The organism is Kribbella sp. NPDC004138, from assembly GCF_053603655.1.
Genome location: NZ_JBSGFZ010000061.1, coordinates 1 through 1,195, shown reverse-complemented (window position 1 = coordinate 1,195; position 1,195 = coordinate 1). Strand labels below are relative to the sequence as shown.

The window sequence follows — 1,195 nt, the reverse complement described above, 5'->3', positions numbered from 1 at the left end:
GGATTCGTACTGTGCGGGGCTGAGGTAGCCGAGGGTGGAGTGGCGTCGGCGGGTGTTGTACCAGCCCTCGATGTAGTCGAAGAGCGCGCTGGTGGCGGCCTTGCGGGTCGGCCACGCGCGGCGGTGGATCAGCTCGGTCTTCACAGTGGCGAAGAAGGATTCGGCGACCGCGTTGTCCCAGCATTGGCCCTTGCGCCCGACCGACAACGTCACACCGAGATCCTTGGCCAGGTTGGCGTATTGGGCCGAGGTGTATTGACAGCCTCTGTCGGAGTGGAACACGACACCGGGTGCTGGCCGGCGCCGGTTCACGGCGTCGGTGAGAGCGTCGGCGACCAGGTCGGTGCGCAGGTGGTCGGCGACCGCCCAGCCGAGCACGCGGCGCGAGGCCAGGTCGATCACGGTGGCCAGGTAGAGCCAGCCTTCCCAGGTCTGGATGTAGGTGATGTCGCCGCACCAACGCTGGTCCGGCTCCCGGGGCTTGCCGGGGTCGATGCCGAAGTCGCGGCCGATTAGGTCGGGTCGGGCCAGGGCGGCGGGGTCTGCAATGGTGGTGGTCTTCCAGCGCCTGGGGGTTCGTCCGTGCCGGTCGGCCTCGCGCATGAGCCGGGCGACCCGTTTACGGGAGCACCGCTGTCCGAGGGCGCGGAGTTCGTGATGGACCCGCGGCGCGCCGTAGGTGTGCTTGGAGTCATCGTGGATCTGGATGATCTTGCCGGTCAGCTCGGCGTCGCGCTGCGCACGCGGCGAGGGCCTGCCGGCGCGGTTGATGTAGTAGGCGGAACGGGAGACTCCCAGCAGCTCACACGCCCTCTTGACGTTGTGGTCGCCCTGCTTCTCCGCCTCGATGAACGGGTAGACGTTCACCGGGTCTCCTTCGCGAAGAAAGCCGTTGCCCGCTTGAGAATCTCGACATCCTCGCGGAGCCGGCGGTTCTCCCGCCGCAACTGCGCCAGCTCCGCCTTCTCGCTGGTGGTCAACCCGCCATCACCGGTGCCGGCGTCGCGTTCGGCCTGGTTCAGCCACTGCCGGACCGCGGTCTCGGTCAGATCGAAGTCCTTCGCGACCTGACCCACCGACCGGTCACCGCGCTGGCACAACTCGACGATCTCGGCCTTGAACTCAGGCGTGAACGAACGACGAGGCCGCGGCTTCTTCTTGCCCATGGACTCCATGATGAACATCCTTCCGGAGC

Annotated in this window: 2 protein-coding genes; both read right to left on the bottom strand. The window is 67.4% G+C overall.

Features of this window, described 5'->3' with window-relative positions; translation table 11 throughout:
- Positions 1–867, bottom strand: an 867-nt coding sequence (locus ACWEOO_RS41825) for an IS3 family transposase (protein WP_452147800.1), incomplete at its 3' end; no start/stop codon positions are given.
- Positions 864–1,195 (bottom strand): transposase (locus ACWEOO_RS41820; RefSeq protein WP_452147799.1); only part of this gene is annotated, 332 nt, incomplete at its 5' end. The genes ACWEOO_RS41825 and ACWEOO_RS41820, both read right to left, overlap by 4 nt.